Annotated in this window: 26 protein-coding genes and 1 pseudogene; 20 read left to right on the top strand and 7 right to left on the bottom strand. The window is 45.6% G+C overall.

Features of this window, described 5'->3' with window-relative positions; genetic code table 11:
• Nucleotides 1-3: 3 nt before the first annotated feature.
• A complete protein-coding gene (locus W01_RS13310; RefSeq protein WP_173055449.1) occupies nt 4-1,533 on the bottom strand; it encodes a hybrid sensor histidine kinase/response regulator in 1,530 nt (509 codons plus the stop codon).
• A 641-nt stretch (nt 1,534-2,174) separates the two neighbouring features.
• Here W01_RS13310 and flhD point away from each other — a divergent pair.
• The 6 genes and pseudogenes from flhD to W01_RS14790 form a co-directional block, all read left to right on the top strand.
• A complete protein-coding gene (gene flhD / locus W01_RS13315; protein ID WP_173055451.1) occupies nt 2,175-2,495 on the top strand; it encodes a flagellar transcriptional regulator FlhD in 321 nt (106 codons plus the stop codon).
• 33 nt (nt 2,496-2,528) lie between these two features.
• Nucleotides 2,529-3,086: a flagellar transcriptional regulator FlhC gene (gene flhC, locus W01_RS13320; RefSeq protein WP_173055453.1), complete on the top strand. Its 558-nt coding sequence runs from the start codon at nt 2,529-2,531 to the stop codon at nt 3,084-3,086.
• Between the two features lie 191 nt (nt 3,087-3,277).
• Nucleotides 3,278-4,132 carry a flagellar motor stator protein MotA gene (motA, locus tag W01_RS13325; protein ID WP_173055455.1) on the top strand — a complete coding sequence of 285 codons (855 nt, stop codon included), beginning with the start codon at nt 3,278-3,280 and terminating at the stop codon, nt 4,130-4,132.
• Between the two features lie 30 nt (nt 4,133-4,162).
• Complete coding sequence (motB, locus tag W01_RS13330) at nt 4,163-5,122, top strand: flagellar motor protein MotB (protein WP_173055457.1); 960 nt, start codon at nt 4,163-4,165, stop codon at nt 5,120-5,122.
• 778 nt (nt 5,123-5,900) lie between these two features.
• Nucleotides 5,901-6,335: a hypothetical protein gene (locus W01_RS13335; protein WP_173055459.1), complete on the top strand. Its 435-nt coding sequence runs from the start codon at nt 5,901-5,903 to the stop codon at nt 6,333-6,335.
• A gap of 400 nt (nt 6,336-6,735) precedes the next feature.
• Nucleotides 6,736-6,897 (top strand): annotated as a pseudogene (locus W01_RS14790) (IS30 family transposase); the annotation flags it as partial.
• Nucleotides 6,898-7,345: 448 nt separating this feature from the next.
• Here the strand turns inward: W01_RS14790 and W01_RS13340 are convergent.
• From W01_RS13340 to tsaE, 4 genes are all read right to left on the bottom strand, one after another.
• Nucleotides 7,346-9,079, bottom strand: a complete 1,734-nt coding sequence (locus W01_RS13340) for a bifunctional sulfate adenylyltransferase/adenylylsulfate kinase (RefSeq protein ID WP_173055461.1) — start codon at nt 9,077-9,079, stop codon at nt 7,346-7,348.
• Complete coding sequence (locus tag W01_RS13345; RefSeq protein WP_173055463.1) at nt 9,072-10,037, bottom strand: acetyltransferase; 966 nt, start codon at nt 10,035-10,037, stop codon at nt 9,072-9,074. Before W01_RS13345 ends, W01_RS13340 begins: the two co-directional genes overlap by 8 nt.
• Before the next feature lie 117 nt (nt 10,038-10,154).
• Entirely contained in the window at nt 10,155-11,486 is a 1,332-nt protein-coding gene (locus W01_RS13350) for an N-acetylmuramoyl-L-alanine amidase (RefSeq protein WP_173055465.1), read from the bottom strand.
• Complete coding sequence (tsaE, locus tag W01_RS13355) at nt 11,462-11,953, bottom strand: tRNA (adenosine(37)-N6)-threonylcarbamoyltransferase complex ATPase subunit type 1 TsaE (protein WP_242006975.1); 492 nt, start codon at nt 11,951-11,953, stop codon at nt 11,462-11,464. The genes W01_RS13350 and tsaE overlap by 25 nt, the downstream gene beginning before the upstream one ends.
• Nucleotides 11,954-11,970: 17 nt before the next feature.
• Here tsaE and queG point away from each other — a divergent pair, with 17 nt between their 5' ends.
• A complete protein-coding gene (gene queG / locus W01_RS13360) occupies nt 11,971-13,017 on the top strand; it encodes a tRNA epoxyqueuosine(34) reductase QueG (RefSeq protein WP_242006976.1) in 1,047 nt (348 codons plus the stop codon).
• 60 nt (nt 13,018-13,077) lie between these two features.
• On the top strand, nt 13,078-13,425 hold the full coding sequence (locus tag W01_RS13365; RefSeq protein WP_173055469.1) for a hypothetical protein: 348 nt from the start codon (nt 13,078-13,080) through the stop codon (nt 13,423-13,425).
• Nucleotides 13,426-14,056: 631 nt separating this feature from the next.
• Here the strand turns inward: W01_RS13365 and W01_RS13370 are convergent.
• Nucleotides 14,057-14,998, bottom strand: coding sequence for a DUF808 domain-containing protein (locus W01_RS13370; RefSeq protein WP_173055470.1), 942 nt, complete (start codon nt 14,996-14,998; stop codon nt 14,057-14,059).
• Between the two features lie 201 nt (nt 14,999-15,199).
• A complete protein-coding gene (locus W01_RS14270) occupies nt 15,200-15,928 on the bottom strand; it encodes a c-type cytochrome (RefSeq protein ID WP_242006977.1) in 729 nt (242 codons plus the stop codon).
• Between the two features lie 237 nt (nt 15,929-16,165).
• Between W01_RS14270 and W01_RS13380 the strand changes: the two genes are divergently transcribed.
• The 12 genes from W01_RS13380 (at nt 16,166) to W01_RS13435 (ending at nt 26,386) form a co-directional block, all read left to right on the top strand.
• Nucleotides 16,166-16,780, top strand: a complete 615-nt coding sequence (locus tag W01_RS13380; protein ID WP_173055471.1) for a LemA family protein — start codon at nt 16,166-16,168, stop codon at nt 16,778-16,780.
• Nucleotides 16,740-17,624, top strand: a complete 885-nt coding sequence (locus tag W01_RS14445; RefSeq protein ID WP_320416767.1) for a TPM domain-containing protein — start codon at nt 16,740-16,742, stop codon at nt 17,622-17,624. Before W01_RS13380 ends, W01_RS14445 begins: the two co-directional genes overlap by 41 nt.
• Complete coding sequence (locus W01_RS13390) at nt 17,625-18,122, top strand: TPM domain-containing protein (RefSeq protein ID WP_173055472.1); 498 nt, start codon at nt 17,625-17,627, stop codon at nt 18,120-18,122. It begins immediately after the preceding gene.
• Nucleotides 18,123-18,628: 506 nt separating this feature from the next.
• On the top strand, nt 18,629-19,198 hold the full coding sequence (locus W01_RS13395; RefSeq protein WP_173055473.1) for a YceI family protein: 570 nt from the start codon (nt 18,629-18,631) through the stop codon (nt 19,196-19,198).
• 31 nt (nt 19,199-19,229) lie between these two features.
• The gene (locus tag W01_RS13400) at nt 19,230-19,493 is read left to right on the top strand and encodes a hypothetical protein (RefSeq protein ID WP_173055474.1); all 264 of its coding nucleotides are present in this window, start codon (nt 19,230-19,232) and stop codon (nt 19,491-19,493) included.
• Nucleotides 19,494-20,116: 623 nt separating this feature from the next.
• Nucleotides 20,117-20,461, top strand: a complete 345-nt coding sequence (locus tag W01_RS13405) for an NfeD family protein (RefSeq protein ID WP_242006978.1) — start codon at nt 20,117-20,119, stop codon at nt 20,459-20,461.
• Between the two features lie 20 nt (nt 20,462-20,481).
• A complete protein-coding gene (locus W01_RS13410; protein ID WP_173055477.1) occupies nt 20,482-21,387 on the top strand; it encodes an SPFH domain-containing protein in 906 nt (301 codons plus the stop codon).
• Between the two features lie 116 nt (nt 21,388-21,503).
• Complete coding sequence (gene tgt / locus W01_RS13415) at nt 21,504-22,607, top strand: tRNA guanosine(34) transglycosylase Tgt (RefSeq protein ID WP_173055479.1); 1,104 nt, start codon at nt 21,504-21,506, stop codon at nt 22,605-22,607.
• 36 nt (nt 22,608-22,643) lie between these two features.
• The gene (yajC, locus tag W01_RS13420) at nt 22,644-22,967 is read left to right on the top strand and encodes a preprotein translocase subunit YajC (RefSeq protein WP_173055481.1); all 324 of its coding nucleotides are present in this window, start codon (nt 22,644-22,646) and stop codon (nt 22,965-22,967) included.
• Nucleotides 22,968-22,976: 9 nt separating this feature from the next.
• The gene (gene secD / locus W01_RS13425) at nt 22,977-24,788 is read left to right on the top strand and encodes a protein translocase subunit SecD (RefSeq protein WP_173055482.1); all 1,812 of its coding nucleotides are present in this window, start codon (nt 22,977-22,979) and stop codon (nt 24,786-24,788) included.
• A 17-nt stretch (nt 24,789-24,805) separates the two neighbouring features.
• On the top strand, nt 24,806-25,735 hold the full coding sequence (gene secF / locus W01_RS13430) for a protein translocase subunit SecF (protein ID WP_173055483.1): 930 nt from the start codon (nt 24,806-24,808) through the stop codon (nt 25,733-25,735).
• A 3-nt stretch (nt 25,736-25,738) separates the two neighbouring features.
• Nucleotides 25,739-26,386 (top strand): DedA family protein, encoded by a 648-nt coding sequence (locus W01_RS13435; protein WP_173055484.1) that lies wholly within the window; start codon nt 25,739-25,741, stop codon nt 26,384-26,386.
• The last annotated feature ends 44 nt before the right edge of the window (nt 26,387-26,430 follow it).

Below are 26,430 nucleotides of genomic sequence, written 5' to 3' on the forward strand. Positions count from 1 at the left end.
TGTTTACCACAACAGTTTTTGCTGGAGCTGAGGCAAACAAAAGCTGTCAATGGCTGCTGGCTCAGGTTGATGCGGGATACATGCTTTAATTGTGGTTCCTGAGCCTGGCGTGCCGTTGATATGCACATTGCCGCCGAAATAGGCGACTCGTTCCTTAATGCCGCGCAGGCCGAAAGAGCGTGGTTTGATGCGGTCGGATTCGGTAAAACCGAGGCCATTGTCGCTAACGATCATTTCGACGTGAGTAGCTTGATTGTGTAGCGTTATTTGTACATTGCTGGCATGTGCGTGTTTCATGATATTGGTGAGCGTTTCTTGCAGGATGCGGAACAGCGCGATGGCGATATTGGGACCTAGAGTGATATCTTCATCTGGGTGGTTAAATACGCAAGAAATACCGGTACGCTGTTCAAATTCATCCACTTCAATTTCCATTGCGGCGATGATTCCGAAGGAGTCCAGCGTGCTTGGGCGTAGGGAATGAGAGATGTCGTTGGCGGCGGCGGTACACTTATCAATCAGGTTTTCAACATCTTTAATTTTTGCAATCAGTTCAGGCGTTTCTTTACCCAGACGTCCACCCAGCCAAGCGATGTTGAGCTTAATGGCGGTAAGAGTACTTCCCAAGTCGTCATGCACCTCGCGCGCAATGTTAAGACGTTCCTGTTCGCGTACGAGCTGGATGTGAGAGGATAGTTCACGCAATTGCTCCTGTGAATATTTTATTTCGATTTCCGCCTGCTTGCTTTGGCTGATGTTGGACATAATGCCTTCCCACTGAATTTCATTATGCAATGTTTTTCGAGGGCTGCAGCGTAAGTTAATCCATTTTATCTCGCTTTCTGGCAATATCACGATACGCCCTTCCCAGTTCCAGAAGGAAAGATTATCCGCTGAAGTGCGCATGGATTGTTCATATGAGATTCGATCATCCGGGTGCAGCATATTCATGAATAAGTGAGGATGTTTTTCTAAATCTTGCGGGTTTAAGTCGAGAAGAGCTTTGCTACCGTCACTGATATAAGGGAATGATATTTCACCGTCATGTTTTAGCAATACTTGATAAGCCATACCTGGCAAGTTGGTAATGAAGGCTTGCAGACGGGCTTGATTCTCCTGTAAGGCGATTTGCGCCTGTCGGTGTTCGTAACGAATACGTGCCTCGCGCAAATTATGCGCTATTGAGGGAGCGAGCCTATTTAAGCTTCCCTTAAAAATGTAATCGTTTGCACCGGATTGCATGGTATGAATGATGGTTTCTTCATGTAGGTCATGCGACAGGAATAGAAAAGGAAGATTCACTCCTGTCGATTGCATTAGCTGGAGCGCGGCAAGTCCACAAAATCCGGATTGGTCGTAGCTACACAGCACCACCTCCCACTCATTTTCAATCAAGGCAGCTTGCATGGTGGACGCATTATCTACTCGTCGATGTTCAACCTCATAACCGCTCTGTTCTAGTTTTGTGAGCGTGCGTTGAGCATCCTCTAGTGAGGTTTCCACTAATAAGACACGAAGTTTATTGGCAACCATATTTATTTGTTATTTCATAAGGTTGAAGTTAAATTGTAATAATCCAGAAACCAGATTTTCAGGATAGTGTAGGGGTTATTATCGCTGAGCATAAATTAACTAAATTTTGCGGGATCCGAAATGTTACTGATGCAGGGTTGTAGGGCTAAGTTTAAATTTAACAGTACTAAACCTCTATAAAAATTTTCCTGATCAGCCCCTTTCAAAAGCTAAATTATTTAGCTAATCCGAGAATATGTGATTATTAGCCATGCCACCCTTTCAAGCAAATATCGGCAAGGTATTAAGTTTGCAGTTATGGGAAAAGCATGCTGTCCATAGTCCTATAGAGATAAATAATTAATATTTATCAATTACCTATGATATTAGGTACGCCATATGAAATATATTTCAAAAAAATTAAAGTCTTGTCATTGTCTGTCGATAATAGAAACGTAAGCTTGAATTTGTCCCCTTGCAGATTCAGGTAAGCATGAAATCCTCCACTTACAACCTAATACGGGTAAGTGGAGGATTGTCTGTCCGTGTAGGAAAGTTTCTTACAAAAAGATCGGAAGTCTTCCGATTTCTTTCTATTCATTCGTATAGCAATATTCAACCGTCGAAAAAGACAGTGTTGTTAACTTGCAAGGGGACGAATCATGAATACAGATCAACTTCATTTAGAAATTAAAGACGCTAATCTTTCTTATATGCTGCTTGCACGGCAGATGATCCAGGACGATAAGGAGGCAGCCATTTTTCGTCTTGGAATTAGCCAGGAAATGGCTGAACTCATCGCCGGGTTAAGCTCAGCACAATTACTCAAAATGGCGGCTTCCAATATGTTGTTATGTCGCTTCCGCTTTGATGAAAAACTTCTACTCAATATGATCACCGATTACAACAAGGACAGGATGATGTCACAAGCGCACACCACTATCCTGATGACCGGACAGCCTTTGGAGGTTTTAGCTGCTTGATTTAAAATAAATTATTGGTGGAGGAAGAGCATCATGCGAAACAAGAGTGTGGTCACTGAAGCTTACCAAATTCAGATTGCCGTGGATTTAATCAAGCTTGGAGCACGTCTGCAATTACTACAGGAAGAAACTGCTTTAAGTCGTGAACGTTTGCTTAAGTTGTACAAGGAGGTAAAGGGTGTATCGCCGTCAAAGGGTATGTTGCCCTACTCAACTGACTGGTTCATGAGCTGGTCGCCTAACATTCATTCTTCGCTGTTTATGGATATCCATCAGTTCCTGTTGAGGCATACCAGCTTAACGGGCGTCGAGGTACTAATTAAAAGTTATTTATTATATCTTGAGCAAATCAATGTTAGCGGCGATGAGCCGATATTGAGTGTTACACGTGCTTGGTTTTTAGTACGGTTCTTTGATGCACAGATGCTGCAACTGACAGGCTGCACCGAATGTGGTGGACATTTCATAGTGCATGCCAATGGACTATATTCTGGCTATGTGTGTGGTATCTGTCGTCCGCCTTCCCGTGCCGGCAAAACAAAAAGGAATGCTGCAGCATCAAATCTGTTGGCCTTAAGCGTGGCGAATTAAAGTTTTACTATCGAGTGTCGTTACCGTCACAAAAGGCTATGTGGAATAATCATGATGATATTTACGTTACCCAGTTGTGTGAATGTACGAAATAATATCAATTTATCCAACTTTTCCCCGAGGTTTTTACAGAAGCCGATACTACACTGCTATAAAAGATCGCTTTGTGCGCAATTCAAGGGAGCTGGACCATGTTGGTAATTGTCGGATATGTAGTAATTTTAATTTCTGTGTTCGGTGGGTATGCATTAGCGGGCGGGCATTTGGCTGCCTTGCTTCAGCCAATTGAGTTGTTGATGATAGCAGGCGCTGGTTCGGGCGCTTTTTTAGTGGGAAATAGCAGCAAAGCAATCAAGGCTACTTTGAAAGCATTACCTAGTATATTTAAGGGCGCTAAATATACTAAGAGTCATTACATGGAACTAATGGCCCTGCTCTATGAGTTGCTTGGCAAAATTCGCAAGGAAGGATTGATGGCCATTGAAAACGACATTGAAAATACAAATGAGAGCCCTCTCTTTGCCAAGTATCCAAAAGTAATGGCGGATCATCATGTAATTGAATTTCTGGCAGATTATCTAAGAATCATGTTGGGCGGCAACCTGAATGCGATGGAAATCGAGAATTTGATGGATGTAGAAATAGAAACTCATCACCATGAGGCAATGGTGCCGTCGCATGTACTGGCCAAGTTTGGTGACGCCTTGCCAGCTTTCGGTATAGTTGCAGCGGTTATGGGGGTTGTGCACACCATGGGGTCTGTCGGAATACCACCTGCCGAATTGGGTGTGCTAATCGGTGCAGCGTTAGTAGGCACCTTTTTAGGTATCCTGCTGGCTTATGGTTTTGTCGGCCCCTTGGCGACTTTGCTGGAGCAAAAAGCAGAGGAGTCGAGCAAAATGTTCCAGACAGTCAAGGTTACATTGCTGGCCAATCTAAATGGCTACGCTCCGGCAATGGCGGTAGAGTTTGGTCGTAAGGTACTCAATTCTACTGAACGTCCCAGTTTCATCGAGCTGGAAGAGCACGTGAAACAAAAGCGCTGAATAGAAAATTCACATTGAAAGAGCTGCATCATGGCGAGCGACGATAAAAGACTCATAGTAGTTAAGCGTATTAAGAAGGTGGCGGGCGGGCATCATGGCGGCGCCTGGAAAATTGCTTACGCTGATTTCGTTACTGCAATGATGGCATTCTTTCTGTTGATGTGGCTGTTGGGCTCGACCACTAAAGGTGATTTGAAAGGTATATCTGATTATTTTAATACGCCGCTCAAGGTTTCACTGTTGGGCGGATCTGGTAGTGGCGATAGCTCCAGCCTGATCAAGGGAGGAGGTAAAGATTTGACGCGCAGTGAAGGCCAAGTGAAGCAGGGGGAGCTTCCGACTGAAAAGAAGATAGTTAATCTGAAGGTGGCAACTGAAGAAGCTTTGCGTATCGAAAGACGCAACGAATTGGATAAGCTCAAGATGTTGAAAACTAGCCTGGAAAAAGCGATCGATGCCGATGCCAAACTGCAAAAATTCAAGAAACAGATTCTTCTTGACATTACCACTGAAGGCCTGCGCATTCAAATTGTGGATGAAGAAAATCGCCCCATGTTTCAGAGTGGGAGTGCAAAACTCGAACCCTATACCATAGAAATTCTGCGTGAAATTGGCAAGATGCTAAATCAAGTACCAAACAAGGTGAGTTTATCGGGACATACAGATGCTCGGCCCTATTCTTTTGGTGAAAAGGGTTACAGTAATTGGGATCTGTCAGCAGATCGTGCTAATGCTTCGCGCCGTGAGTTGATTGCGGGTGGGATGGAAGAGGAAAAAATGGTACGAGTAGTGGGATTATCTTCTGCTGTGCTGTTCGACGAAAAAGATCCATTCAATCCAATTAACCGTCGCATAAACATTATTGTGATGAACAAAATGGCAGAAGAGTCTGTGCGCACTGATGGAGGTACAGTCGAGGTGGAAGCTGAAAGTGGACCGCCTGCCCCGCAATTGATAAAAAGCAGTATTGAGAGTAACAAGATCCATTGATAAATTGAGTTAGTACATCCAAATGACAAGGCCAGCATATGCTGGCCTTGTCATTTGGGTGGGGCGGATTTAAGTTCGAAGTGCAACAGCTGATGTTGGTTTGGTGTAGCGCATCGCCGCCTTTAATAGTACTTCATGCTGTGATCTAAAACCCAGCACTTTGCGTGGCCGATATTTGTTTGACTTAATAAACGATTTGCTTATTTACTTTTTATAGCCATCGTCCTATCATGCGGCTCTCACTGATGTATATGTAAAGGTGGGCGCGTGAAACCGAGCGGGACTAAAGTTGACGATTGGTCGTCTTAATTAAAAATTAAAGATACTTGCCGGAAACTCCATGAAGTTGATCGTTGTGGTGTGAAAAGATGTATGTGAAGCTGCTGTAGACGGAGAGACTGTAAGACCGTTTATAAGCTACTAAATGTACTTATATCCATGTAGTCTATGTATTCGATAAATGGGTATAGTGTTTTAATTAAAACAATATGTTACGCATTTAATAAAAGTGGAATAGGGATTTATCAGGAGAATACTTTATACGTATGTTTTTTTCTGTAGAAGGTTAATCTTAATTTTAGTATCAATGAGTTATGTGGATATTGAACGAGATTTAGTTCAATAAATACTGTTTGATATTATGGTGAACTTGTATATTAGTTTACTTCCATGATGATTATTTGCGCACTTAATGCAGTAGCAATAAAGCTTGTAGGAGTGAAGCACATTTCACCCCCACTCAACTATCCTCGTAAGATTTGATATTAAGGAGCTTATAATGAAAAAAACTGTTATGAATCTAGCTATCGTTTCCTGTTTTGCATTTGGCTTGTCAGTAGCACACGCTTCAACTCATGAGACGAATGGGCACGGAGCTGCTGCCAGTGCTGATGATGGGCATGCTCATGCTGCATCGGATGCGTATTTCAAGAAAGCAACAGTATCTGGTCAGACACAAAATGTGCAGGTTGATGCCAAGGGAGTTCGTCTTCCCTATAATATGGCTCAAGACTTGCCAAGTGTAGGTGAGAGTGAGCATGGGGTAAGGGCAATGCATGGCCAACCCAATCCATACCGTGTAGCCCGTAATGAAGTAAAGCCAACAGTTGAATCCAATAATTTTCACTGCATGGCAGGGACGAATAATCCATCAGGATCTTGCTTTAATGTATACCCAACTAGTTCTGGAAGAAATTATTATCAAGGTAGATAACACTTGGTAATATGGCACCATGATGTTTAAGTAGAAATTAAACTACAAGGCCAGCAGTGATGCTGGCCTTGTAGTTTATGCATCGCATTTATTTTTGATTATTTAAAGCATGACAAGCAGTTGAATACTGAAGAGCGTGTGACGATTATGCTGAAAACGAGCAGGAAGTGAACTGAAGGAAATAGGGCGATTCTTGAAACGCTCTCCGAGCAGCATTTCAAACGAGATTGCACAGGATTTTGGATGTGAGCCTGGCTACACGCCTCCTTGGCTTGCGAACAGGACAGGCACACCGTCTGCGAATCAAGCTCCGTAGATCATTGAATTGACCCTAGACGGTTCCAGTGAAGCGCTCAGTGCTATTCCACCAGAACTACGCAAAACCTTCACCTAGGATTAGGGGCGCGAGATGGGCAAACACATGCAACTGACTCAACGAATTGGGATGGCTGCTTACTTCTGCGACCTGCACAGCCCGTGGCAACGCAGTTTGAACGAAAATACGAACGGACTGCTGTGCCAGTATTTGCCCAAGGGCAGGCCTATCGACTTACACGCCAGATTAGTTGGATGAAATTGCCTGGGGGTTTTTAGGGAGACGCTGATTAATTCAAAATTTCGCGGAATTTCGCACGTAACTAATTTATTTTTAAATATGTTAAATTCTGAAACGCGAGTTAATCAGCGCTTCCTTAGTACACGTCCGAGGAAATCGCTCGAATTTCGAATATTTGTAGCGGTTTACAATGAGCTCCTGCTCAATATGGAACTCGCTAAATCTGCGACTAAACATTAACTGTTGTGGTTGAGTCTTGAATTTGCCAAATTTTTTATATAAATCGTTTTGTATAAAATAGTTACTTTATAACTCACCATTTTTATGAAAAATTTAGGATCGAGTTTTGTAGTTACAAAAAATAATTATCTATGTATCTAGGCTTTGGGCGCATCCACCCTCGCAAATCTGTCCTGTCGTCACAGGAGCCAAAGAAAATTGTGCCTTGAAAGTGTCAAAATCCGCTTGAACGTACGTATCCTTCGTGTTCTAGTTTGAGCAAAATTTGCTGTACCGCCTCTTCTACGTTGATATTAGTAGTATCAATTACGAGTTCAGGTTTTTCCGGGGTTTCATAGGGGTCACTAATGCCGGTGAATTCCTTTACTAGGCCAGCGCGGGCTTTGGCGTAAAGTCCTTTGCGATCACGACCTTCGCATATGTGCAGTGGCGTGGCCACATGAATTTCAAAAAAACCGCCCAATGGTTCGATCATAAGCCGTACATCTCGGCGTGTGGCGTCATAGGGTGCAATCGGTGCGCAAATGGCAATACCGTGGTTCTTGGTAATTTCGGAAGCTACGTAACCGATTCTCCGTACGTTTATATCGCGATGCTCACGCGAGAAGCCTAGCTCGCTGGAAAGATGCTTGCGCATGATATCGCCATCCAGCAAAGTAACTTGCCTGCCTCCCATTTCCAGTAGCTTCGTCATTAGGGCTTTGGCTAAAGTCGATTTTCCGGCGCCAGACAAGCCTGTAAAAAATATCGTAAGACCCTGTTTATCACGGGCTGGGTAGGCTATACGTAATTCATTCAATACTTCAGGGTAAGAAAACCACTCAGGAACTTTTAGCCCTTCCGCTAGGCGACGTTTCAATTCCGTATCGGTCAAACTAGCGCTGAGTGTGCCTTCAGGTACTTCTTCCAGAGGTAAATATTGTGCGCGTTCTTCTATGTAAACCATGCGTGGGAATGGGATCAATTTTATGCCTACGGCATTGCGCTTCGCTGCATTGGCGGGTAAGCAGTATTCCTGAAACAAATCTATTCCGCGTCGGGTACCCTCATCGTCTTTATATTCTCCGCCAACAATTAAATGAGAGCAGCCATAATTGCGTTGCACAATGGCTTTCCAAAAAACTTCACGTAAGCCGGATCCGCGAGGGTATAGGGGAAGTAAGGATATGGCCGTGGTCGTGGAAGAAAAACGCGGCATGATGGCTTGATAGCAGCGTATTAATGTGAAGTAATTGGGATGATCAGATTTTGCGTTGCCTATGACAGGGTGGATTAGCAAATTGGCTTCATAGGCCATGGCAGAACGCAACGTAAATTCATATTGAACACGATGTAATGGTTGATGTGCCTGAAAAGCAATGATACGGCGCCACCCGCGCCGTGCGAAAGATTTGCGCAATTCTTCCGGGGTAAGATGGAGTGTCGGAAAATCGTGGCGTAAGGGTAAGGATAGTCCTTCAAGACGTCCAGAAACAGCATACTGGCCTTTTTGTTGTAAAAGATGAGCAACCCCGGGATGGGCAGGGTCATCTGAATTGAATAGAACTTGTGCTTCCATTCTTCTATCAGGCTGCCAAAGTTCTTCTACTGTGATGACGGCCAGCATGAAACCTTCTGGATCGCGCAACGCAAGACAGCTTCCAGGCACAAGTTGCTGGGCAACTGAACCTGGAATATCCAGAGTAATGGGCATAGGCCAAAACGTGCCATCGGCGAGGCTCATGTTATTCAGAACGCTGTTGTAGTCGGCCTGATTCATAAAGCCGCGTAATGGAGAGAATCCTCCGTTAAGTAGCAACTCCAAGTCTGATAATTGTCGCTGGTTTAAATCCAATGATGGAAAGTGTATGGCTTCGTGGCATAGGGCTTCCGCACGCTTTTGGTCGACATTCAGATTGACCAAGTCGCCACCATAAGGTGTTATAAGTTTATCTGTTATGTTAGTCATTGTGACTGAATGTTGTGTTGAATATTTGATTGAACCGGTCGAATTGATTTTCCGGCAGACAATTAATACCCGCTGCCCCTTTTCTTCCTCCGCCCGTTTCAAATTGCTCGCATACTTTATCGGCACCACTTTTTGTGGCTAATGGCGCACGCACGCTAGCCACGAATCCTCCATTAGTGCGTTTGGTCAATATAGCATGAGCTTTAAAAGGGAATGTAGTGGCCAGGAGATTCCCGAATACACCGGAGATGCGCCGACTCCATGGTGCATCGGGAAGAAGGTAAATCGTCCCGGTGGTATTTTCTACTTCTGGTTTTAGTTTTTGGGCTAACGCAATATCTGCAATATAGCCATTTTTCAAAGTTTCAAAGGCTGGTTCTTCATGGATAAAGGTAAATGGGTCGCGATGATGATGCATTATTTGATAAAGCTCGGCTGGATGAAAATACAAATCTTGTAATGATTCTCCATAAGCATTGTAATTGATGCATTCTCCTAATTTTTGCAGTCTATCTAACTGGGTAGTGGTAAGTTGCAGCGTCTTTGATGCGTGAATGGCGGATTCATGCATATTGTCTCCAAAGGCGGCGACGACTGCCCAGATTAAAAATTGACCGTTAAGGTGATTGTTAACCAGCAAACTAGTACAGATGTTGGGGCAGGTGTCGATAAAAGTGGTTAGTTGAGGATGAGCGGGAATATCGCCAGGGATATGATGATCAAAATATCGCACTTGCGCTCCGCGATCCAATGCTGACAGTAAAGCCTCTCGGTTTTTGCTCATGGCAATGTCCAAAACAGTAATTTTGTCACCGACTTCAGCTTGGACTTGCGCCAGTAATGAAATGTCCCGTTTGACACCCGTGACGAGAATGCTGTTAGCTGGATGAGCGAGACGCAGTTGGTGTAAGGCACAAATACCATCCGCATCGCCATTAAATATATCGTAAATGGTCACATTGCTCGCTATTATTTTAGCTATCTGTTCAGATAAATAGGGATTGTATAAGTTGGCGGTTTCCACTCAACATACAAATTGTGTTATGTATCACACTAATTTATGGATAAGCTTGTATTAAGTGGAAGTTAACTTATTCTGAACTAAAAGAGGCTTCGAAAGCGCGGGGTTTTTCGCGAAATAGCTTTTGATGCCACTGAGAATGGCGCGCGCCATTTTCCCCTGATAGTCCTTGTCGTTCAGGCGCAGTTCTTCGCTGGGATTGCTGATGAACGCGGTTTCAATCAATATCGAAGGGATGTCTGGTGATTTCAGCACGGCGAAACCAGCTTGCTGAACAGAATTACCATGTAGTGTATTGATGTTGCCCATCTCATCCAGCACATGTTTGGCCAGCTTCATGCTGTCGTTGATGGTGGCTGTTTGCGAAAGATCAAGCAATGTGCGCGCGAGATAGGGGTCTTTTACTGCGAGATTCACGCCGCCAATTAAATCAGCGTCGTTTTCTTTTTTTGCTAGCCAGCGCGCACTGGCGCTAGTCGCACCGCGTTCGGACAGGGCGAACACTGAGGAGCCGCGTGCATGAGGTTTAATGAACGCATCGGCATGGATAGAGATAAATAAGTCGGCGCGTACCTGGCGCGCTTTTTGTACACGTCCGTTCAGTGAAATGAAATAATCGCCCTCACGAATTAATACGCCATGCATGTCCGGGGTCTCATCCATCAGTTCCTTCAATTTGCGCGCGATCGCCAGCGTGACGTTTTTTTCGTATGTGTCATTGTATCCTTTCGCGCCCGAATCCTCGCCGCCATGCCCAGCATCAATAGCAATGATGAGTGGCCGTGTGCTTATCTCGGGCCTCAGGCGTGCCGTAGATTTGTTTGATCTAATGGTAGGCTGTGGAGTTGTTGGCGTACTTGCTATTTTATATTTTTTTGATTCACTCTCTTGAGGTAACTGATTTACCGTGGTTGAGGTGGATTCCAGGGTGTGCGTTGTTGGTTCCTCTTGCAACAGTGCCATCATCGGATCCAATGGAACGGCGGGATAAATATCAAGAACCAGGCGGTGGTTGTATTTTGCCACCGGCAGAAGGTTGAATAATTGCGGCTTGACTTGGGACTTAAGATCGAACACCAAGCGTGCTATGCCGGGTTTGAATCGGGCCACGCGTACACTCTTTATGTAAGGGTCGTCGCTGCGAATTTTACCAACGAGTTCATTTAGAGGGCCGTTAGTTTCGACATCTTTTAGGTCAATGACGAGCCGATCAGGGTTTCTAATGGAAAACAGTTCATAGCGGATCGGTTTGGCTGATTCCAGCGTTAGGCGAGTGTATTCCAGTGCTGGCCAAACGCGAGCAGAACTGATAGCGATAGCTGCCTGTGCGTGGGGCAGCCACAGCAAAAGACCCAATAAGACTAACTTTGCAATACTTTTAAGCATTCCCTGCCAGCCTGTGAAATTGCAAGAACCTCAATATTGCGACTATTACCTACTGCTTCAGTAGATAATATTTCGAGAGTGATTTCCATGTCTGCTTGCGGTATAAGACCTTGCGCTTTTTCTGGCCATTCCACTAGGCATACGTTCCGCCCGTCAAACTCGTCGCGGAAGCCAGCGGCATCCCATTCATTCGCGTCATGGAAGCGGTAGAGATCAAAGTGACGCAAGTGTAACCCACCAGCCTGATACAGCTCAAGTAAAGTATAGGTTGGGCTTTTAACCCGTCCAATATAGCCCATCGCATGCAGCAGTGCACGTACTAAAGTAGTTTTACCGGCGCCCAAGTTGCCGTGCAGATAAATCACCATGCCAGGCTTTATTCCTGGGGCTAGTCGTGTTGCAAACGCTACGGTAGCGACTTCATCGGCCAGCGGCAGGCTTATTCGGCTATTATTCTGATTATGCAAATCGAGACACCTCAATTGTGGATTACACCGCACTAGCCGCCAAAATAAAAGCATGGGGTAGGGAGCTTGGCTTTCAGGCAGTAGGCATCGCTGATATCAATCTTCACGATGCCGAGGAGCGCTTGCTGGACTGGCTCGCGCGAGGTTTCCATGGCGAGATGGATTATATGGCAAAACATGGCGCTAAACGCACCCGTCCGGCGGAATTAATTCCGGGCACACTGCGCGTCATCTCTGTACGTATGGATTACTATCCCCCCACTGTTAAAGACGGTTGGGAAGTAATAGAGGATGGCAGCCGTGCTTTTATTTCCCGCTATGCCTTGGGGCGTGATTACCACAAAGTTTTACGCAAGCGTCTGGAAAAATTGGCTCAAAAAATTCGCATTGAGGTGGGCGGTTTCAGCTATCGCGTATTCACTGACAGTGCGCCAGTAATGGAGGTAGAGTTGGCATATAAAGCTCGGTTGGGCTGGCGTGGTAAACACACGTTGCTGCTGTCGCGCGACCATGGTTCGTGGTTTTTTCTGGGTGAGCTGTACACCGATCTGCCGCTTCCTATTGATGAGCCAGAATCGGAACATTGCGGCACCTGCATGGCGTGCATTCAAGTGTGTCCGACACAGGCTATCATCGCGCCATATAAGCTGGATGCACGTCGCTGTATCTCCTACCTGACTATCGAACTTAAAAGTAGTATTCCTATAGAGTTACGCCCGCTTATTGGAAATCGTATTTACGGCTGCGACGATTGTCAAATGGTGTGTCCATGGAATCGTTTTGCGCACAAAAGTCTCGAACCAGATTTCGCCGCAAGGCACGGGCTGGATGATGTCGCATTAACCGAATTATTTGGATGGGACGAGGAAATGTTCAATCAAAAGTTTTCTGGCAGTGCTGTTTACCGCATCGGCCATGAGCAATGGCTGCGTAATATCGCTGTGGCGCTGGGTAATGCGCCCAACAGCGTTGAAGTGCTGACCGCGTTGCAAGCCCGTGCCCAAGATGCGTCCCCGCTAGTGCGCGAGCATGTAGCTTGGGCACTGGGGCGGCAAGGAAGTTGACCATTTGTTAATCTCTGCGGGCAAATTCCCCGTCGCTTGCGGCGCATAGATAACCTTGCAATGAAAATCTATGATTTTCGAGCAATTCGTCACAATACCCCGCCCCTTGGGGCTGGGCTGTTTATTCTAAATAATCTATACGAAATAATCGTATGTATCAAGATGATCCTGTTGGCGATGGAAAAATTCCATAGAAATACCCAAATAGAAACATCCAATGGAATGGGACAAGTGCAGGGTTCACCTCGTGGAGGAACTTTTGCTAAGCATGACACAGTTAAGGTGGTCGTTATTGAGAACACGCCGGACGCATTCGCATCAGCATCGAAGATAGCGGTGCGGGATACATCTGGAAGAGATGACGTAATTTTCCCAGCCGTTCAATCGTCTTGGACAGGATGCTGGTAGCGAAGAAAGCACAGTCTCGGCTCCGCACTTTCCAAGCACCTGGTTGAACTGACGGGGGCTTAGTCAGCTTAAAAAGCTGTTGGTGTGGGGAGCGTGTTCGGATTCGAACTTAACGCGGTTGCTGAGCCATAGCTTTCCATGCTCTATGTAGAAGGCAAACATGAAATTGGTTGAGGAAATCATCTGCGCTACCTCAAGATTCAGCTGTTGACTGCAGCGAATGGGTATGACGACATCGAAATTGTGCGCACATCTCAGTTGAGTGTGATCATGATGGACATCAATCTGCTGGCATTAGTGGTCTCGAAGCTTGAAAACTCTGCGTGAGGATCCGGTCACTGCGTATATTCCAGTTATTGCCATCAGTGCCAATGCACTACCACTCGACATCGAGTTGGGATTGAAGGTAGGATTATTCCTATATAACTAAACCCATCAAGGTCAAAAAATTTATGGAAGTAGTGAATATGGCGCTGGAATTTGTGGAAAAAAGTTGGCCAAAAAAACTATCCTTTTACTTTTAATCAATGGATAGCACAGCTTAGATGGGGACGACTAAGGTCGTCTAACCGCTGCGTATTGGATATAATCCTAAGACGGGGGAGCGAGTGGATGTTCGTGTGGGATAAGGCTATTTGACCATCATAAAAATGCGTTTTGCAGCGGTCACACCGAGGAAGACGGCCGCACCAGCTACAATTCCAGTCAGGATATTGAGTAGAACGGGTGCCCCAATATTAATTATCGAACTAATAATGCCGCTGCCGCTATGTGCTAAATTGTGAATTAGTTCAGATGTACCAAATATGCCATGGATAAGAATACCCCCGCCTACTATGAACATGGCAACCGTGCCAACGATGGATAGGCTCTTCATCAGGAAAGGGGCGATTTTTAAAATAACACTTCCTATGCAACGCTGCGTTTTGCGAAATAGACTGTCACCGTTTTTTTGACTAAGGTAAATTCCACCATCGTCCAGCTTAACGATCCCCGCCACCAAGCCGTAGACACCAACGGTCATGATGATGGCTATGGTTGTTAGTACTGCAACCTGTTTCCAAAATGATTCCGTCGCAACCGTCCCTAGCGTAATCACAATAATTTCAGCAGACAGAATAAAGTCAGTACGGATTGCTCCTTTAATTTTGTCTTTCTCGAAATGGGCCATATCAATGCCACGATTGGCGAGTGCCTCCACATGCTCAGTGTGATGTATATCGATTTCTGTTTTGCTTTGCATCAATTTATGGGCAAGTTTTTCAAATCCTTCGTAGCAAAGAAATGCTCCGCCCAACATTAACAATGGCGTCACAGCCCATGGGATAAAGGCGCTAATAGCAATTGCAGTAGGCACCAAAATGAATTTGTTTTTGAATGATCCTATTGCAACGGCCCAGACAACGGGCAATTCGCGATTGGCCGTGACCCCTGACACTTGTTGAGCGTTAAGTGCTAGATCATCCCCGAGTACGCCTGCAGTTTTTTTAGCTGCGACTTTGCTCATTACAGCAACATCGTCCAGAATGGATGCAATGTCATCGATTAGGATTAAAAGGCTAGTTCCCGCCATTTTTTATTATAGTTTTAATTATAAACAATATGTTACTAATAATCTAAGCCGGGCTATCGCCGAATGAAATTCATGGAATCGTCGTCGGCCGCCGATGCGGGGATGATCACATTTATTGAAATTTCACCAGAAATATTTTTCCCGCGAGGCGTTAATTGCCTATGGGTCTAGTCACACCAAAGGTTATTTTTACTCAATCGTTCATTGGGACAGCACAAATGTCACCAACTTCTCGATATTTTCATCCGATACGCGGGGAGAATTCGGGGGCATGGCGATTCCACCCGTTACATCCGTCCAATTGCCCTTGCCGCCCATTTTCACCTTTTCAATCAGACGCGTCTTGGCGCCAGTATCTCCGTTGTAGCGTTTACTTACGTCGTGCCATGCGGGGCCAATTAATTTGGTTTCGATCCTGTGACAGACTAGACAGCCGCTTTTGTTAGCTAAGGCCAGCCCATCCTCGCGATTCAGTGCCCCGCCCTCCGTGCCTTTGTTCACCGTAAGCGGCATTTCGGTCTTCTCCGGAGAAGAGGGTTTGGGGGTCGCAGATTCTAGTACTGCTTTTTCCGGCACTTTTCCCACTGTGGGTGAGAGTATTGGTTGTGCGGCAATAATAGGAGCGCTTTGTTCTACGTTTAAAACCTTTTTACCGCTAGACAATTCGTCCTTTATGTTGTCATTCGTCTTCGGTAGTTTGCTGCCTGTCTTGTCAGGAGCTGTGGGAGTAGCAAGTGTCGATTCTGGCAATACTGTTTCTGATACTTTGTCCTTTGTGGGGGAGGCCATTGATGGGTCGGTGATAACGGTAGTGTTGTGCTCAGCTAAAGGGGGCGATACCGGGGCTACAGTAGACTCCTTTTCGCTCTTATTTCCGCATGCCGATAACATCAGTACGGTAATGGCAATAACAAATCCTGATCGTTTCATATTTACCTCATTTTGTTGATGTACTTAACCCTAGCCGTTGGAAGCTGCGTTAGATTGCAGATACTAGGGGGTAAGTTGAACATTTTGAATATAAACACAATTTATGTGGATTGACAATAGCAGCTGCTAATTGCTGTTACCTTCATTCTGACGTAGAGTGATCCTTAGCGTAAGATGTGCCACTTGGGATGGGTAGTTTAAATATTTTTTCCGTAATCTTTTGATGAGGAGAGCATCATGCGTATTTGGCTATTATTTTTGGCTTGTTTTGCCACACTGGCTTTAAGCGGCTGTGGCTACAACACACTGCAATCCACCGACGAGCAAATTAAGGCAAGCTGGGCTGAAGTGCTAAATCAATACCAGCGTCGAGCCGATTTGGTGCCCAACTTGGTTAATACGGTCAAAGGCTATGCCGCACAGGAACAAGCAGTGTTACTGGGTGTAACCAATGCGCGGGCGAAGGTTGGCGGCATTCAGGCTACACCGGAGCTCATCAATAACGAACAAGCTTTTGCCAAATTTCAAGCTGCCCAGAGTGAAATGACTTCGGCATTAAGCCGCTTGTTGGTAGTAAGCGAGAATTATCCGCAGTTGAAATCTGACGCCAATTTTCGCGATTTGCAAGCGCAGCTTGAGGGTACGGAAAATCGTATTACAGTGGCGCGTAACCGATACATTAAAACGGTGCAGGATTACAATATTGTTGTGCGCTCTTTCCCCGGCAACTTAACCGCGATAATGTTCGGATTCAAGGTCAAGCCATCGTTTACAGTCGAAAACGAGAAAGAAATTTCCAGGTCGCCGACAGTTGATTTCAGCGCACCTGGCCAGTTATCGCCTGCTAAGTGATATGGTACGTTTCTGGGCGCCAGCCCTGTTGCTTATACTGGTATGGTTAAGCAGTTTAGTGCATGCAGAAGTCGCGGTGCCGCCATTAAGCGCACGCGTAACTGATTTAACCAGTACTCTTGATACTGCCCAAAAACAACAGCTTGAAACCCGCCTCTCCCAATTTGAAGCGAAAAAAGGTGCGCAAATTGCTGTGCTGTTGATTCCAACTACCCAACCAGAAACGATCGAACAATATGGTATTCGGGTTGTGGAAGCTTGGAAGCTTGGGCGCAAGGGAATTGATGATGGTGTATTGCTGCTCATTGCCAAGGATGATCGCGCAATGCGCATTGAAGTCGGGTACGGTCTGGAAGGTGTGCTGCCCGATGCTGTTGCGAAGCGTATTATTGCCGAGACCATCACTCCGCACTTTAAGCTTGGAAATTACTATACGGGTATTGCAACGGGGATTGAACAAGTACTGGCGATAATTGAAGGCGAATTGTTACCGCCCCCACGTGAGCGTAGTGCGATATCAGGAAGTTTTAAAAATCTTGAGTCGTTGTTGTTTATCGGTTTTATGTTGGCGATTGTGGTGGGCGGTGTACTGCGCAAACTCTTAGGACGGCTACCTGCGGCGATTATCATTGGTTTTGTTACCGCTATGCTCGCTTGGTTCATTGTCGCCCCTATTTTAATCGCTGGGATTGTGGGCATCATCGCATTTATCTTCACTTTGGTCGGTGGGGGGCGTGGCTCTTTGGGAGGCGGTAGTTTCGGTCAAGGAGGGTTTGGTGGAGGGGGTGGATTTGGTGGCGGAGGCGGTGGTTTCGGCGGCGGTGGCGCATCGGGGCGATGGTGAATGGCTATTCAGCGCATCATTAAGCATTTAATTACTGGCAGCATGGTGGTGAGGGCTGCGTTCCCTGCGCATTCGCTGCACGCCATCGAGCAGGCGATTCATGAAGCCGAAGCCAAACATGCTGGGCAAATCCGCTTTGCGGTTGAAGCATCGCTCGATTTCGTCGCTCTTTGGCGTAATCAGACTGCGAGTGAGCGGGCTATTGATGTGTTTTCGCAATTGAGAGTATGGGACACCGAGCATAATAATGGAGTGTTGATTTACTTGCTGTTCGCTGATCGTGACGTGGAAATTGTCGCTGACCGTGGTATACACACAAAGCTTGGCAAGGCTGGCTGGGAAGAAATTTGTCTTGAAATGGAATCGGCATTTCGGCTGGGTAAGTTTGAAGTGGGGGTAATTAAGGGAATTCATGCTGTAAATAGCCATTTACAGCGGTATTTTCCAAAAAAATCTACCCCAGTGAATGAACTACCAGATAAGCCAATAATCTTATAAGTAGCAGGTAAGCCTGCATTACTACACGTGATTGTTAGGCGTGTTTCTTAGTTTGAAGGTAAGTGGTACATGAGTTGGCTCGACATTGAAAATTGGATATTAATGCGTCGTTATCAGAACCTCGGCCTTGCGGAATGCTTTTATCATATCAGTAAATTGTTTTGTCCTGCTTCGCTACGCTGGTTCAGTTTTTCGGTGTGTTGAATTAATCAGCTAAATTCCTGTTTATTAGGTGGACTGGTGTTTGTGCTGCTATATCATGGTGTGTGATCGTCAGAGCGAGTTTGATTGGTTGTTATTACTCAACAGTTATTGTTTGCGAGTTTTTGCCCTTTTGATTTAAGGGCAGGTTAAAAATTGTAAACAAATGTATCAAACAATTGTTTCATAATTAGCCCGGTGGTAAAATTTTTTTGTTGTTGCTTTAAGATGTGTGTGGCAGGCGTAATCTTTGAAATTAACATGCGGTCTGTGCGCCACTTTTCTAAATACATAAGGAGAACACTATGCTGAAACAAAATATCATTGCCGCATTATTGTTGTTAAGTTTGCCAGTCGTTGCCCATGCTGCAGATTCTTATAGTGTGGATCCTCAACATACCTACGCACATTTCAGTGTCAGTCATTTGGGTTTTTCCACCATGCAGGGACGTTTCGATAAAAGTAGCGGCAAACTAACTTTAAATCGTGCTGCAAAGACTGGGTCAGTGGATGTCACCATTGAAGCGGCGTCTCTTACCACTGGTTCTGGTAAGCGCGATGACCATTTACGTTCACCGGATTTCTTCAATGTCGCCGAATTTCCCAATCTTACATACAAATCGACTGCAGTAAAATTCAAGGGTGATATTCCAGTTAGCGTAGAAGGTAATCTTACTCTGCTCGGTGTAACCAAACCAGTAACGCTTACCATTCTTGCCTTTAAGTGCGCCAATCACCCGATGAATAAAAAAGAGCTATGTGGCGCGGATGCTACCGCACAGATTAAACGCTCAGACTTCGGCATGAAATTTGGTCTGCCTAACGTAGGGGATGATATAAAGATGGCGTTTGAAGTGGAAGCATATAAAGATTAGTCTTTAAATTTGTACTTGTAACGCAGAAGAAATGGCAAGCACACGCTTGCCATTTCTTCTGGTGAAAAGGATATATCATTTAAAAATTAAAACTATTATTCCTGTTCCGTTTAAAAGCCATCGGGTAGGTGATAGCTTTATGCTGTGGGTTTTGCTGATATGGCTTTTATTCCATTTCTCAATCAATAATAAAATATTGAATGGTGTATTGCATCTGCTAATAGCAACGGAGCATAGAATGCACTACATAGTTATTGCCGCTTCGAAAGATAAATGGAATTACACAGGAAATTAGCTCATTTCAAATGAGTCGTTCCAAATTTTTTTTGAAACATTTGGTATGTTTAAACTGGAATACGCCTGATAGCAACCGCTATCAAATGTCATCGGTTCACCGTACTAGCGCGTTAAATCAATATTCAGCGGGCGCAATCATTTTGCAATAGCCAAGATTGCTTTCGAGTTAATGTGTGACTACGGCATAAATGCTGCTATTGCTTGTGTCGACTGCCATAGGTGTTGACACTTTGAACAGGATAGACGCATATCAAGTTGAGAATATTGCAAAATTGACTAACTGCGGACTCAATTGGGGATTGTGGACTGGCTATTGGGTGATCACTACTCTAAGTAATTGATAAATTGGTTAGTTGTAACCTACTCTAATGTAAGCGAATCTGATTGCTAATCAGATTTACACAGTTAGTCTCTATCTTTGGTTCTACTAAACTCATATCGAGGTTGGAATACTTTTTGTTCAGGGATATTGGGAGTGGTTGCTTGGAAGCGGCTTGGATCTGATCTAATTATCAGATTCCATTATAGGAATATAAAAAATTGGAAATGGAGCCTTACGTATATTGGTTTTTGTTAGCTTTTGGTCTGCTCGCATTAGAGATGGCTACGGGAACGTTTTACATGCTAATAATAAGTATTGCTTTGGGCCTGGCAGGTATTGCGGCACTACTTGGACTTAACTTACCGTTTCAAATCATGCTTAGTGCGGCGGCCAGTATAATTGGCACAGTGATTCTGCGCCGTATGAAAGGCATGCATACTGGCAAGATGATTAGCCAAAGCTTGGACATCGGTCAGTCGGTGCGGGTTATATCGTGGCTTGAGGATGGCGTTGCGCGTGTGCATTACCGTGGCACAGAATGGGATGCGGAGTTGGAATCATCCAGCGTGCCGCGTGATGGTGTGTTTTACATCAAGGCAATACAGGGCTCAAAATTAATTCTGACGCCATACAAGCCCCACTAACAATAATATTAGGAAGCAATATGGAAATCGCACTGTTTATTCTTGTAGCCGCCGTTATTTTTGTCGTCAAGGCTCTCAATGTTGTGCCACAACAGCATGCTTGGGTGGTTGAGCGCTTGGGGAAGTTTCATGCTGTGCTAGCACCTGGCTTGAACATTGTGGTTCCATTTATCGATCGTATCGCATATCGCCATATGCTTAAGGAAGTCCCGTTAGACGTCCCTAGTCAGATTTGTATAACCAGAGATAATACGCAGCTACAGGTGGATGGTGTTCTTTATTTTCAGGTTACAGACCCGAGGTTGGCTTCTTATGGCTCTAGCGATTATCTCAGTGCCATCACTCAGCTTGCACAGACTACCTTACGCTCGGCAATTGGCAAGATGGAATTGGATAAGACTTTCGAGGAGCGGGATGATATCAACCGTGCTGTGGTTGCGGCTCTGGATGAAGCCGCAGCCAGTTGGGGCGTGAAGGTGTTACGTTATGAGATTAAGGATTTGGTGCCACCCAAGGAAATCCTGCTTGCCATGCAGGCGCAGATTACCGCAGAACGAGAAAAGCGTGCATTAATTGCGGCCTCAGAAGGGCGCAAACAAGAGCAGATCAATATAGCCACTGGTGAGCGCGAAGCTTTTATTCAGCGTTCAGAAGGCGAGAAACAGGCGGTGATCAATGCCGCTCAAGGCGAAGCAGCGGCTATATCGACAGTTGCCACGGCTACCGCCTTGGCTATTCAGCAAGTCGCATTAGCTATCCAGTTTCCCGGAGGAATGGAAGCCGTTAACCTCAAGGTAGCGGAAAAATATGTAGAAGCGTTCGGTAATGTCGCCAAGCAAGGCAATACTCTAATTCTGCCAGGTAATATGGCGGATATGGGGACTATGGTAGCGGCAGCGATGAGCATTGTTAAAACGCAGAAGTAGAGGTTATTCTGTTCTCCGGTGAAATGGTCGCTGGATGATCTATGGTCTATACGAGTTGTTTGAAACTCCTGAGTCATTATCAAAGTAGTGGTTATTAAGACTAAGGGAGACTTTTAATGGATTTTTGTTTGAACGCCACAGACGGTTTTGCTCGTTGTGGAACCCTATCTTTAGCTCATGGTACCGTTGAAACCCCTGTTTTTATGCCAGTCGGCACGTATGGCACAGTGAAGGCGATGTCGCCTATGGAGTTAAGAGAAATTGGTGCCCAGATTGTGTTAGGCAACACTTTTCATCTATGGCTTCGCCCGGGTCTGGATGTGATTGAAGCGCACGGTGGCTTGCATGGCTTTATGGGCTGGGATGGACCGATTCTAACTGATTCGGGTGGTTTTCAAGTGTTCAGTTTGGGCGCGTTGCGCAAGATTACTGAGGAGGGAGTGAGGTTTCAATCTCCAGTGAATGGTGATAAATGCTTTCTAACGCCGGAAGAATCGATACGAATTCAGAAGGTATTGAATTCCGATATTGTGATGATTTTTGATGAGTGTACCCCTTATCCTGCAGATGAAAACCGAGCAGCTGAGTCTATGCGCCTTAGTTTGCGCTGGGCGGAACGTTCAAAACATGCGCACGAAGGTAATACCAATGCACTTTTTGGTATTGTGCAGGGCGGTATGTTCGAAAATCTGCGCGATGAATCGTTACGTGAGCTGGTAAATATCGGCTTTGACGGTTATGCCATAGGTGGACTGTCGGTGGGGGAGCCAAAAGAAGACATGCTGCGAATTTTGAAACATACTTCGCCGCAGTTGCCTATCGATAAGCCGCGATACCTGATGGGCGTAGGCACACCGGAAGATTTGGTGGCTGCGGTTGCGCACGGTATAGATATGTTCGATTGTGTGATGCCCACACGCAATGCGCGAAATGGTATGCTTTTTACCCGCCACGGCGATATTAAGATCAAGAACGCAAAATATCGCTTGGATACTCAACCACTTGATCACCAATGTACTTGTTATACCTGTCGTAATTTTACCCGCGCTTATTTGCATCATCTACATCGTATTGGCGAGATACTGGGTGCGCGCCTAAATACCATTCATAACTTGCATTATTACCAAGAGTTGATGAGTGAAATTCGAGCCGCTATCACGATCCACCAGTTCGATAAGTTCGTTACCCGGTTTAGGCAAGCCCGCGCCAGTTCGTGCTAGAATTCGCCGCTGCAAATTTTAACTGGGAGAAGTGTCATGTTGATTAGCAACGCTTATGCACAAACTACTGCACTTGCGTCCGGTTCCGGCTTCATGGACTTTCTGCCTGTGGTCGCCGTGTGTGCAGTGTTTTATTTTCTTTTACTGCGTCCGCAACAGAAGCGCGTTAAAGAACAAAAAGCTATGCTGGCTGCCCTGCAAAAAGGCGATGAAATTATCACTGTAGGGGGAGAGTTGGGTCGTGTGTCGAAGGTGGGCGAAAACTATATCAGCTTGGAAATCGCCGAAAACGTGACAGTACTGATTCAGACAAGTGCGGTTCAAACCGTGCTGCCCAAGGGAACAATTAAGTCGATTTAAGGTACTGCAATGAACCGTTACCCGCTGTGGAAATACCTGCTTGTTCTCGTTGTATTTATTGTTGGATTAATTTACACCCTGCCTAATTTTTATGGTGAATCTCCTGCTGTGCAGGTATTGCCCTTGCGTGCCAATCTCAAGGCGGATAGTGCATTGCTGCAGCGGGTAAGCGACGCGCTGAAAGCAGAAAATCTGGATGTGGAAGAGGTCGCGTTGGATCCTACTAGTATTAAAGCGCGCTTTAATACTACCGATAGTCAGCTTAAGGCCAAGGATATTCTGCAGACAAAGCTGGGCGATGATTACATGGTTGCCCTTAATTTGCTATCACGCTCGCCGCAGTGGTTAACCGCTATGAATGCACGGCCTATGTATCTTGGATTGGATTTGCGTGGTGGTGTGCATTTCTTGTTGCAAATTGATATGAAGGGCGCGCTGGATAAGGCGATAGAAGCCGCTTCCGGCGATATGCGGAGCATCCTCCGTGATCAGAATATTGCGTACTCTGGTGTCAGCCGTGATGGCAGATTAGTGACGATCAAGTTCCGTGATGCGGAAACGCGAAGCAAAGGTGCGGTAGAACTCAAACAACGCTTCGGTGGTTTAGCCTTCAATGACAAGAATGAAGGCAACGAGATTCTCTTAATTGCCACCTTAAAACCGGAAGAAGAAAAACGTATTCAGGAATCTGCTGTGCAGCAGAATTTAATTACGTTACGCAATCGTGTTAATGAATTAGGCGTGGCCGAGCCGATAATTCAGCAACAAGGTATAGATCGTATTGTAGTACAGCTTCCCGGTGTGCTGGATACGGCACATGCGAAAGATATTCTTGGTCGCACTGCGACACTGGAAGTGCGTCTGGTGGATGATGAGCATAAGCTCAGTGAGGGCGCCACCGCACCGTTTGGTACCGATATGTTCAAGGATCGGGATGGCTCGATGTTGTTGGTGAAGAAAAGTGTGTTGCTTACCGGCGAGCGCATCAATGATGCGCAACCCGGGTTTGACAGCCGCACCAATGAGCCAGCAGTGCATATCAATCTGGATAGCGCAGGTACGCGTAAATTTAAAGAAGCGACGCGCGAAAATGTTGGTAAGCGTATGGCTATACTGCTATTTGAAAAGGGTAAAGGCGAAGTGATTACTGCTCCGGTGATCCGTGAGGAAATTGGTGGCGGGAGAGTGCAAATTAGCGGCCAGATGAATACCAAAGAAGCGAACGATATATCCTTGTTGCTGCGTGCTGGCGCACTGGCAGCGCCAATGGAAATCATTGAGGAACGCACTGTTGGTCCTAGCCTCGGTGCGGACAATATTGTGCGTGGCTTCCGTTCCACTCAGATTGGTTTTATCGCCATTGCAATTTTTATGATTTCCTACTACCTGATGTTTGGCGCGGTTTCCGTTCTGGCACTGGGCGCTAACTTATTGTTGCTGGTGGCATTGTTGTCCATGCTGCAAGCCACGCTGACTTTGCCTGGTATGGCTGGTATCGCGCTAACGCTGGGTATGGCGATTGATGCTAACGTTTTGATCAATGAGCGCATTCGGGAGGAGTTACGTAATGGTAATACGCCGCAAGCATCCATCCATGCCGGATATGAGCATGCGTTCCGGACTATACTTGATTCCAACATTACCACTTTGATCGCGGGTATAGCGCTGTTTATGTTTGGCTCCGGTGCGATACGGGGTTTCGCTGTTGTATTGTGTTTGGGCATTCTTACTTCGATGTTCAGTGCGGTGTTGATATCGCGTGCATTGGTTAACCTGATTTACGGGCGTAAGCTGCGGTTGACCAAGATCTCCGTCGGTTAAGTAGAAAGAGGCAATAAATGGAATTTTTCAAGATTAATCGCAACATTCCGTTCATGAGCTATGGGCGGTATACCACCACTTTTTCTTTGGCGACATTTATTCTGGCGGTGTTTTTTATCGCAACCAAAGGATTGAATTTTGGTGTGGATTTCACTGGTGGAACGGTGATGGAAGTACATTACTCTCAGACTGCTGATCTGGAAAAGGTGCGTGAGCAACTGACTGATTTGGGGCTGCATGACGTGTTGGTGCAAAACTTTGGTTCTAGTCATGATGTTCTGCTGCAGGTATCGCTTAAACAGAATGTAGTAGGCGCGAAATTGAGCGAGCAGATTCTCGACAAGTTGCGTCAGCAGGATGCCAGTGTGGAAATGCGCCGGGTTGAATTTGTCGGTCCGCAAGTTGGCAAAGATCTGGTGGAAAATGGTGCACTTGCGTTATTGCTGGTATGCATTGGCATCGCGTGCTACCTCTGGGTGCGATTCGAGTGGAAGTTTGGTCTTGCCGCGATAATCGCCAATTTGCATGACGTAATTATTATTGTTGGCTTTTTTGCATTTTTTCAGTGGGATTTTTCCCTTACCGTACTGGCGGCGTTGCTAGCCGTGTTGGGCTACTCGGTAAATGAATCAGTGGTAGTGTTCGATCGTATCCGGGAAAACTTTCGTAAGATGCGCAAGACCGAGGTTGCTGAAATAATCGACAATGCGATTACGCGCACCATGTCACGTACGATCATTACCCACCTCTGCACCCAAATGATGGTGACAGCAATGCTGTTCTTGGGCGGGGAGACATTGCATTATTTTGCGCTGGCGTTGACTATTGGCATTCTGTTTAGTATTTATTCCTCGGTGCTGGTGGCTAGCCCATTGCTTATGCTGATGGGTGTTTCACGCGAGGATTTCATTAAGACGGAAAAAGTAGCTGAAGAAGTATTACCCTAGGCCGTGGAACTGCTCACTTCTTTTATAGATATTGTCCTGCATCTGGACGTTCATTTATTAGCAATCATGCAGGCATATGGCATGTGGATTTATGCCATCCTGTTCATGATTATTTTCTGCGAAACCGGACTCGTGGTGATGCCTTTTTTACCGGGAGATTCGTTGTTGTTCGTGGTAGGTGCGCTGTGCGGGGTTGGCGCGCTGGAAATCCAGTTGGTTTTGCCGTTGCTGATAGCTGCATCGTTTTCGGGGGATAGCACCAACTACTGGATCGGTCGGTTGATAGGCATGCGTTTAGTCAAGCGTGCTAATTCGCGCTTTCTCAAACATGAGCATTTGGAAAAGACGCATATGTTTTACAAGAAGCACGGAGGAAAGGCGATTCTGTTTGCCCGCTTTTTGCCCATCGTACGAACATTTGCACCATTTGTAGCTGGCATTGGTTTGATGCGTTATCGCATTTTTATGTTATTCAGCGCGTTAGGGAGTATTGCGTGGATTAGCCTTTTCACTATAGGAGGCTACTTTTTAGGCAATATTCCAGTGGTGAAAGATAACCTGACCCTGATGGTGGTTATTGTCATTGTTATTTCATTTTTGCCAGCATTGCGCGAGTTCATTAGGCATCGTCGTACGTATAGCATAGACTAGCTATATAGTATCGAAAGTTGTACTTGGCCGGATTGATGGTAAAG

The organism is Candidatus Nitrotoga sp. AM1P (assembly GCF_013168275.1).
GTDB lineage: Bacteria > Pseudomonadota > Gammaproteobacteria > Burkholderiales > Gallionellaceae > Nitrotoga.

Excerpts from the sequence above, each read along its gene's own strand:
- tgt (WP_173055479.1), top strand. The coding sequence starts at position 21,504 with ATGGATTTTTGTTTGAACGCCACAGACGGTTTTGCTCGTTGTGGAACC.
- flhD (WP_173055451.1), top strand. The coding sequence starts at position 2,175 with ATGAATACAGATCAACTTCATTTAGAAATTAAAGACGCTAATCTTTCT.
- W01_RS13410 (WP_173055477.1), top strand. The coding sequence starts at position 20,482 with ATGGAAATCGCACTGTTTATTCTTGTAGCCGCCGTTATTTTTGTCGTC.
- W01_RS13400 (WP_173055474.1), top strand. The coding sequence starts at position 19,230 with ATGGCAAGCACACGCTTGCCATTTCTTCTGGTGAAAAGGATATATCAT.
- motA (WP_173055455.1), top strand. The coding sequence starts at position 3,278 with ATGTTGGTAATTGTCGGATATGTAGTAATTTTAATTTCTGTGTTCGGT.
- W01_RS13350 (WP_173055465.1), bottom strand. The coding sequence starts at position 11,486 with ATGCTTAAAAGTATTGCAAAGTTAGTCTTATTGGGTCTTTTGCTGTGG.
- W01_RS13340 (WP_173055461.1), bottom strand. The coding sequence starts at position 9,079 with ATGACTAACATAACAGATAAACTTATAACACCTTATGGTGGCGACTTG.
- motB (WP_173055457.1), top strand. The coding sequence starts at position 4,163 with ATGGCGAGCGACGATAAAAGACTCATAGTAGTTAAGCGTATTAAGAAG.
- W01_RS13390 (WP_173055472.1), top strand. The coding sequence starts at position 17,625 with ATGGCTATTCAGCGCATCATTAAGCATTTAATTACTGGCAGCATGGTG.
- W01_RS13380 (WP_173055471.1), top strand. The coding sequence starts at position 16,166 with ATGCGTATTTGGCTATTATTTTTGGCTTGTTTTGCCACACTGGCTTTA.
- W01_RS13395 (WP_173055473.1), top strand. The coding sequence starts at position 18,629 with ATGCTGAAACAAAATATCATTGCCGCATTATTGTTGTTAAGTTTGCCA.
- W01_RS13370 (WP_173055470.1), bottom strand. The coding sequence starts at position 14,998 with ATGGCGGGAACTAGCCTTTTAATCCTAATCGATGACATTGCATCCATT.
- W01_RS13365 (WP_173055469.1), top strand. The coding sequence starts at position 13,078 with ATGAAAATCTATGATTTTCGAGCAATTCGTCACAATACCCCGCCCCTT.
- W01_RS13335 (WP_173055459.1), top strand. The coding sequence starts at position 5,901 with ATGAAAAAAACTGTTATGAATCTAGCTATCGTTTCCTGTTTTGCATTT.
- secD (WP_173055482.1), top strand. The coding sequence starts at position 22,977 with ATGAACCGTTACCCGCTGTGGAAATACCTGCTTGTTCTCGTTGTATTT.
- secF (WP_173055483.1), top strand. The coding sequence starts at position 24,806 with ATGGAATTTTTCAAGATTAATCGCAACATTCCGTTCATGAGCTATGGG.
- W01_RS13310 (WP_173055449.1), bottom strand. The coding sequence starts at position 1,533 with ATGGTTGCCAATAAACTTCGTGTCTTATTAGTGGAAACCTCACTAGAG.
- yajC (WP_173055481.1), top strand. The coding sequence starts at position 22,644 with ATGTTGATTAGCAACGCTTATGCACAAACTACTGCACTTGCGTCCGGT.
- W01_RS13405 (WP_242006978.1), top strand. The coding sequence starts at position 20,117 with ATGCTAATAATAAGTATTGCTTTGGGCCTGGCAGGTATTGCGGCACTA.
- W01_RS14270 (WP_242006977.1), bottom strand. The coding sequence starts at position 15,928 with ATGAAACGATCAGGATTTGTTATTGCCATTACCGTACTGATGTTATCG.
- flhC (WP_173055453.1), top strand. The coding sequence starts at position 2,529 with ATGCGAAACAAGAGTGTGGTCACTGAAGCTTACCAAATTCAGATTGCC.